General features: G+C 73.1%; 2 protein-coding genes. Both read right to left on the bottom strand.

The window, feature by feature from the left end; all coding sequences use genetic code 11:
* Positions 1–10: 10 nt before the first annotated feature.
* Entirely contained in the window at positions 11–2,344 is a 2,334-nt protein-coding gene (locus tag ACFV6I_RS01305) for a hypothetical protein (protein WP_380423216.1), read from the bottom strand.
* Complete coding sequence (locus ACFV6I_RS01310; RefSeq protein WP_380423217.1) at positions 2,341–7,908, bottom strand: DEAD/DEAH box helicase; 5,568 nt, start codon at positions 7,906–7,908, stop codon at positions 2,341–2,343. The genes ACFV6I_RS01305 and ACFV6I_RS01310 overlap by 4 nt, the downstream gene beginning before the upstream one ends.
* Between the last annotated feature and the right edge of the window lie 442 nt (positions 7,909–8,350).

Raw genomic sequence — 8,350 nt, forward strand, 5'->3', positions numbered from 1 at the left:
GGACACGGGATCATCGCGCCCGGGTGTGCTCGGTGACGAAGGTGTAGCCCGAGGGCAGGTCCCAGCCGTCGGCCTTGCCGAGCTTTCGGCAGTGCTGCTGGTAGGCGGCCCGTTGGGCGTTGCTGGGGGTGGCTCCGGGACTGAGGCGCCGCAGGAAGCCGTGGACCTGGTGCGGCTTCGGTGCCGGGTGCCAGCGGTGGCCCGGGTCGGTCGCGGCGGGTGCTGCGCGTTGCGCCGGGATGACGACGGGGGCGTATCCGATCAGCGGGATCGCCGGCTCGTCGGGGCGCGCCGGGTAGCGCGGGCGGCCGTCGTGGTCCCGGCTTCCGACGACCGGGTAGAGGCGCGCGGCGGCGATGAGCTCGTCCACGGCCGCTTCGAGTGCCGTCGCCTGTCGGGCGGCGGGTGGTTGTCCGTACACCGTGAGGGGCAGGGCGGACCGGTCGAGGAGGGCGTGTCCGTCCACGGTGAGCAGCCCGCAGCGGCGTACGGCGCGCATGACCAGGTCGCGTTCGCCGAGACCGGCGGGGGAGTCGGTGTCCCGGGTGCTGCCGGGGGTGCTCTCCCGGGTGAGGATCTCCTTGGAGTAGCGGTGGCGGATCTCGTCCCCGTCGACGATGACGGGCGTCTCCAGCAGCATGGTGGTGGCCCGGACCACCCGCCCACCGCGCGGCCACTGCAGCAGCAGCTCGATGCCGGGGAAGAAGGTCAGCGGCCAGTCGATGCCCGACAGGCGACCCGGCTCACCCGAGAGCTCGGGCACGGTGTCCTGGACCCGTTGGGACTCCTCGATCTCCCCGCCCTCGTGGTCGAGTTCGAGACGGACGCGGGTGTCGTCACGGTGCAGGGCGCCGCGCAACTCGTCGGCGATGAGCGGCCGCAGGGGCAGGAAGCCGTCCATGACGTGTGCGAGCCGCAGGGGGAGGCGCCACACCACCTCGCTGTCGGACACCCGTAGCAGTTCCGGCTGTGCCGGCCCGGTGGCACCGAGCGGTGCGTCGACCGGGGCCGGGCTCGGCTGGTCGGTGGGGGCGGTGCTTCGCGGCTCCGGCCCGGTGGCCGGAGCGGTGCGGACGGGCCGTGGGGCGGGTGGCTGCGACGCGGCGCGCCAGCCGAGTCCGGACGGGATCAGCGGGTCGGCCGTGGTCTCCTCCGCGCCCGGCCGGCGCGATCGCCAGACCCCGCCGCCCTCGAAGGCGTCGTCGAGACAGACCCGGGTGCCGTTGGCGAACAGCCCGTCCTTGCTCTCCCCGCGTACGACGTCGGCGACGGCCAGATTGGCCCGGCAGATGGCTGCCGCGTAGTCGACCCCGCTGAGCAGCGGCGCGGCCCCGGTGACGGTGGTCAGCCAGGGGCCGATCGCGGTGTGGACGGTCGTGGTCGCGGGCATGCCGCGGCGGCGCGGGCCGGCTGCCTGGCCAGCGAGCTGTAGTGAGGTCGCCAGCCTGCTCATGTCGCCGCGGCCGAGCGGGCCGTCGTCCTGCCAGGTCGCGGCCAGCGCGCTGCGGGGCAGTGCGTACGAGCCCCAACAGCGCAACTGTTCACAGGAGTTCAAAACTGACGCGATCGTGCGGAGCATCCGCACCAGGGCGCCGTGGAGCAGCGCGTCGTCGTTGGTGGCCACGAGGTCGACGAGGGAGACCGGTACGGCGGGGCTCAGCAGTTGGGCCCGGGCCTCGTGCAGCAGGTAGTCCGTGTACGCGGTCAGCGCGTCCTGCCCGGCCGTTCCGGGTGACGGGTAGCGCGCGTTGACCACGACGTGGCCGTTTCGGTCGATCCAGCGCTGCTGGAGCCGCAGCCGGCCGAGCTGGGCGTCGGTGAGGCTGAGCGCGTCGCCGAAGGCATGGACGTCGGGGACCAGCAACTCGCGTCGTACCGGGGCGTCGTCGGGTCCCGGTGCGGTACCGTCGCGCTCGGCGCCGGCCGGCGCTCCGGAGATCCACTCCGGGACGTCGCCCAGCGGGCCCGTCGCGGGGTGGCGTCCCTCCTTGTAGACGACTTCTGCGTACAGCGGCTGCGAACCGGTGGCGATGCGCACCATGGCCCCCACCGGGATGGCGGGGATGCACTCGCCGAGGGTGACGACCGGGAAAGCGTCCGGGTCCAGCGGGCTGCCACCGTAGCCCTGGCCGTCGAGGTCGTAGCCGAAGTAGACGGCGTTGAACGCCACCGCGGTGTGGACCGGACCGCGCCGGGCGGAGACCAGGGCCGCCAGGTACCGGCGGAGCCGGTCGAGGTCCGGCGCCGTCAGGGCGTCGGGGCCGTCCACGACGGCGGGCGTGAGCAGCGGTTCGTCGATGTACGGGCGCCAGACTCCGGACGGTGCGGGTGGTGCCAGGGTCACGCGCGTTCCTCGTTCCTCTTGCGTCGGGCAGTGTTCAGGGTGGCGATGGGTACGGGTCGGGCCCGCCAGCGGCCGTTCACGGTGGCGACCAGCGCGCCCGCCGCGACCAGCCGTTGCAGGCTCCGTTCCACCTCGGAGTAGGGGAGTCCGGCCTGCCCGCCGAAGTGCGGGCTGTCGCGCAGCGGGCGGGGGAGCGGCACCGTGCGCCGGTTCGCCGGGTCGTACGACGACTCCTCGCCGCGCAGGGCCCGCCACAGCGAGCGGGCGTGCACCCCGCCGGGCATCCGCCGGGCGAGGCGGTAGGCCCTGAGGTCGATCCGCTGTTCGCGCAGTGCGCCGTCCGTGTTCCCCCCGGCGCGCGGGGCCGGATTCTCGAAGGCCTGCGCGACGGTCGGGCGGCGCTGTTCCTTCGGCCAGTCCGGGACCGCCCAGCAGGCCGAGCATCGGCACTGCGCGGTGCTGCAGCAGCCCTCCGGGAGGTCCACGACGCCGAAGTAATCCGCGAACTTTCGCTGGGCGCACACCGCCGGCTCGTCGAAGAACGCCCTGAGCAGGGCGAGCTCCTCGCGGGCCCGCTCGGCGCGGCGGGAGACCAGCGGCAGGAATCTCTCGGGCAGCCGGTTCCGTTCGACCCGCAGCCCGGTGACCAGCCGCCTGCTCGGCGCGGCGGAGACGTCGAGGAGCCCCCGGTCGTGGAGGTCCGCGAGAACCTCCCAGCTGCCCGCGGGGCCGTCGGAGACCTCCCGGTAGCCGTCGACGCTCCGGGCCAGGTGGGCGTCGAGCCTGTCGACGCGCAGCCGCGAACGATCGGGCAGGGACAGGACGCTCGAGACGATCGACTGCTCCATGACGTCGTCGCGGTGTGCCGGGTCGGGGCCTTCACCGGCGGGATGTCCCTCGCCGGCCTTGACCGTACAGAGCGGCGGGTAGTCGCCGAGGTCGGCGACCGCCCCCAGATCGGCCAGTGCGCTGAACGCCCGCATCACTCCGCCGGAGTAGCGGTCGGCCACGTGGCCCTTGCGGATCTCCTCCTCGTCGAGCAGCCCGGCGGCGACGTCCTCCGCCATCAGGGCGTCGGCCAGCGTGACCGCGTCCAGGCTGCCCCGCTGCTTCAGAACGGCCCAGCCCATGCGACGGAGCAGTGACGGGGAGAGGTCCTGCGCGGTCATGAACTGTACGGTGCGCATGCCCCGGCTGGTCGCCAGGGCCAGGGCGGTGTTCGCCGGTCCGTCGTCGGCCCTGGGCCTCCGGTCGGCCCCGTCGCGCCCGGCGCGGCCGATCTGCTGGTAGAGCGCGGCGAGGTCGGTCGGCGGCGAGACGCAGAAGACCGTCCGGACGTCGGGTCGGTTGACGCCGAGCCCGAAGGCGGAGCTGGCCACGATGATGACGGGGACGAAGCCCTCCTCGCCGTGGTGGGGGGCTTCGCGAAACTCGGTCATCACGGCGGCTTTCTCGGCCTCGGAGAGCCGCCCGTGGAACCGCAGGACGCGTTTTCCGGCGTCGCCGACGTACTCACGGAGGTGGGCGTGGAGGGCGTTGACCTCCTTGACGGTGAGGCAGTAGAGGATCGCGTGCCCGTCCGCGGCGTCCACGACCCGTTCGGCCAGGCCTGCGACCTCGGTGGTGCCGCCGCGACGGAACGTGCGCCGGAAGACCGCCAGCTCCGGGCGGATCGGGTTCTCCCGGACCGTCACGAGGCCGCCTCGGCCGACGGGGCCGAGCGCCTCGGCCCGTTCCTCGGCCGAGGCGGCGGCGGGCGGTTCGGGCACGGTGCCGAACAGGACCTCGCGCATCGTGGCGTGCACGGAGCGGTTGGCGGTGGCGGTCACCGCGGTGACCGGCAGGCCGTGGTCCCGGCGCAGCTCGGAGAGGAACCGGCCGAGGCGGCGCATGCTGGGGCGGAAATCCTCCCACTGGGCCACGGTGTGGGCCTCGTCGACGGCGATGCGGGTCACCCGGCCAGCCGCCACGGCCTGCCGGACGAGTTCGCGGAACCGCCGCTGGCACAGGCGCTCCGGGCTGACGTAGACCAGCTTGATGCCGTGCTCCGCGCGGCCCAGCAACTGGTCGGCCACCTCCGTCTTGCCGGCCCGGCTGCTCGACTCCCGCAGTGGTGAGATGAGGGCGCGCACCGCGCCGCCGATCGAGCGGTTGAGTTCCAGCGCCTGGTCGTGCATCAGCGCGACGAGCGGGCTGACCACGATGGTGGTGCCCGGCAGGACGAGCGCGGGCAGTTGGAACGTGTAGCTCTTGCCGAAGCCGGTGGGGAGCAGCCCCAGGACGTTGCGGCCCTCCGCGGCGGCGGTGATCACCTGCTCCTGCGCGGGTTTGAGCTTCGTGGGCCGGTCGTCGAGCCTGAGCAGGCCGCCGATCTCGGCCGCCCGTTCCAGGACGGCTGTGACGAGGCCTCCGTCGGCCCGCAGCCGGGCGGTCTGCTCAGGAGTGAGGGTGAGCGCGCGGATCCGGCGGGTGAACGGCAGCAGGGTGTGGCGGTCCAGTTCCTCGGCCGTGCAGAGTTCCGCCGCTCGGTCCGGGGAGATGAGGCCGGCACCGGACATGGACTCCCAGATCCGCCGCCAGCCATCGGCCATGGTCGTCACGTTGCCGGCCCCCGGCTCGCCCGTGACCGGGTCGGGGCGCAGGAGGCCCTCGTCCAGACTGCCGAGGAAGGCCTTCCGATAGGCGCGGCGCAGGGCCGTGCTGCCGCCGAGTTTGCGGTCGCTGATCACGACGACGCCGCGATGGCGGTCGGACCGGATGAGTCGGCCGACGGCCTGACGCAGCTGGAGCGCCGCCAGCGGCAGGTAGTACGTCTCGGTGGCGACACCCTCCGGGTCGGGGTCCCCGGCTTCCTCGGCCCGTTGCCGGACCGCCGCGCGACGGGCCTCGACCACCGGCGCGGCGAAGGGCGCGAACGGGAGCTTGTTGATCCAGACCAGCCGTAGCCGTTGTTCGTCCTTCACGTCGACGCCCTGCCACAGCCCCTTGGTGCCCACCAGGAAGCCGCCGCCCTCCTCCCGGTCGGTGAATTCGGTGAGGGCCCGGCCGTTGCCCAGGACCAGGGCGTTGACGGTCGGGGCGGAGAGACCGCGGGCACGGAGCTCCTGCTCCAGGAGTTCGCCGATTCCCGCGGCGGTCTTACGCGCCGTGGTGAGCACCATGGCGCCGCCGTCGTGCCCGTTGCCGTCGGCGCGGGGGAGGACCGACTCCCGGGCGTAGCCGGCGAGTTGGTAGGCGATGGTGCGCATCGCACCCTCCTCCTGCTCGGCCCAGGACGGGAAGTCGGAGAAGCAGACCAGCTCGGCCTGCCGGGCCAGGTCGAAGGGCGACTCCAGAGCGAGCGCCGGGAGGGTCGACGGCAGCCCGAGCCTGGCGCGGATGAAGTCCCAGGTCCCGGAGACCCGCAGTGTCGCGGAGACGTAGTGGACCCGGGGGAGCAGACCCAGGAAGCGGAGCCACTCGGGGTCCGCGGGCAGGTCGATCGGGCTGGACGCGAACCGGAACCGGTAGGAGCGAAGGCCGCGCCGGGGTTCGGCGAGCTCCTCCAGGAAGACCACCCGGGACGGGAGGGGGTCGGGGGTGTCGTCCAGCTGCACCACGCGGCAGAGCAGGGCGCTGATGTCCTCGCTGAGGCGGCCCAGGGTGGCGGCGCTGCCCTCGGCCCGGCGGGCGAGGGCGAGCACGCGCTCCTTCACCAGGCCGTCGAGCGCGTCGGTGTGCTCGACGACGTAGCGGGTGAGCAGGGCGGACACCGAGCCGACCACCCGGGCGAAGTCCGCGAGGAGCCGTTGGACACCCCGGGCCTCCGTGCTTCCGGAGGTCCCGGCGTACGGACTCGCCAGGACCGCGCTGCGGTTGCCGATCCGTACCCCGACACCCCGTGCCCGGGCATCGAAGGCCCGGGCCGCGAGCCTCGGCAGCTGCTCCCCGTCCAGCAGGGCCTCCAGGGCGGCGATGGCGTCCGCGACCCGATCCCTTACGGTTCCGCCGCGGGCGTCTGCCAGCCAGGCGGTGCACTCGGAGAGCAGTTCCTCCAAGGCCTGGTAGTCGACGGCTGTCGTCAGTGCCGAGGTGGCGGCGTTCTCCAGTTCGTGGGCCTCGTCGATGACCAGCAGGGTGTCGTGGCCGAGGGACTGGAGGTCGTCGAGATGGGAGAGGGCCAGCGCGTGGTTCGCCAGGAGCAGCCGGTGGCCGGTCATCGCCTCGCGCACGGTGTCGGTGTGGGCGGCGATCGGGGTCCGCTCGTTCGGCGCGTAGTCACCGTCGCGCTGGGACAGCGATTCGAGCCACGGCCCGAGGGCGCGGTCGGTGTACTCGGAGAGGAACGCGGGCAGATCCACCGGGTCCACCGACCTGGCTGTCCAGGAGAGCGGGGGCTCGGCGGCGGCGCGCAGCCGCAGCAGGAGGTAGACGGCCAGCTCTCGGAACCGGCGGTGCTCCACCGGGCGGGCCCGGCCGCGAGACTCGAACCTGCCCTGGGTGGCCTGGGCCAGTGTGGCCGTCAGGGCGGCCAGTGAGAGCCGGTTGGAGCGGCCCTTCACGAGGTCGCTGAGCTGTAGGAGGCCGGGCAGCGCTGCTTCGAGGTCCGTGAGGTCGTGGGCCAGCTGGCTCTGCAACTGCTTGGTGAAGGTGGCGATGACCGCCCTTCGCCCCGGAGCGCCCGCGAGCCAGTCGAGCGCGGCGGCCAGGATCGCGTAGCTCTTGCCCGTTCCGGTGGGGGCTTCGAGCAGGCCGGAGGTGCCGGAACGGGCCCAGTCGTGCAGGGTGGTTGCCATCTGCTGCTGGGCCGGCCGCGGTGTCGCCCTGGTCCGGTGGACGACTGCGGCGAGTGCGGTCGGGTCCACTCGGCCGTCCTCGCCGAGAAGGTCCGTGGGGAGCTGCACGGGGCGCCGCCCCCGGCGCAGTTCCTGGGCGTCCCGTCGGGGGCGGTGGTCGGCGAGCTCGGCGCTCACCAGTCGGGTCACCCGCTGCTGGTCCCATGGGGCGACGTCGGTGTCGGGGCGGATCGGAGCGTCCGCGAGTTCGAACAGTATTCGCCACGCGGGGGAGTCCGGGCAGGCGGTCCGGACCAGGTCGCGAAGCTCCTCACCCCAACCCCGGACCTCGGCGGCCGCGCGGGTCAGCAGGCGGACGAGGAGTTCGGCGTCGTGCGGGGCCGTGTGCGGGCGCAGGCCCGATGCGGGGACGTCCTGTTCGGCGGCCAGCGCGTGCAGCCGGTGCAGGGGGGCGACGGGCCAGATCGCGTGGGCGAGGTAGAGCGCGTCCGCCGTCCGCAGGCGGGCCAACGGATCTTCGCAGTCCGCGCGCCGAGCGGACTCCCGGACGAGGGGAAAGTCCAGGCCGGTCCCGTTGTACGCCACCACGACGTCCGCCCCGGCGAGGAAGGCGGCCAGTTCCTGCCACGCCAGGTCGGCCGGGACTCCGTCGGCCTGCACCTGTCTGCGGGTTGCCGGATTGCGGATCTCGCCGGTGTCGCAGGTGAGTTGGAGGTAGCGCTGCCAACCGGGAGCGGACTCGATCCAGTCCTGGTCGGTGCCGAACCGCACCGCTGCCGCCTGGTACACGTGGCGTTCGAGATAGGGATCGGCGGGAACGGCTGTGACGACGCTCTCCAGGTCGATCGCGACGGCGCGGAGCCCGCTTCGTCCGGCAGTCCGGACTTCCGGTTTGCCATGGACTGGTGAACCTGTTTGCGGCACATCATTGATGACGAACAGTCCGTCGACCCTGGTGAGGAGCCCGGCGGTGACAGCCTGATCGGCGAGTTTGAGCACCCGGGGCCGCGGGAGGCCCGGGTGGCGGTCACGCGCGAGGGCTGCCAGTGCGTCGGGCGTCGCTCCGTCCGGGAACTCCCCGGCCAGCGCCGCGATTTGTCGGACCGCGGCGGATGCGCGCGAATCGCCACCCAATAGTGCGCTCCCTTGGGGCGTGATTCCTTGACCCATCCATGCCCACGGATGGCGTCCAATTTGCTGAACTCGCCTGATGCAGAGGGTTTTTCGAGTT

Source organism: Kitasatospora sp. NPDC059803 (genome assembly GCF_042732255.1).
Lineage (GTDB): Bacteria > Actinomycetota > Actinomycetes > Streptomycetales > Streptomycetaceae > Kitasatospora.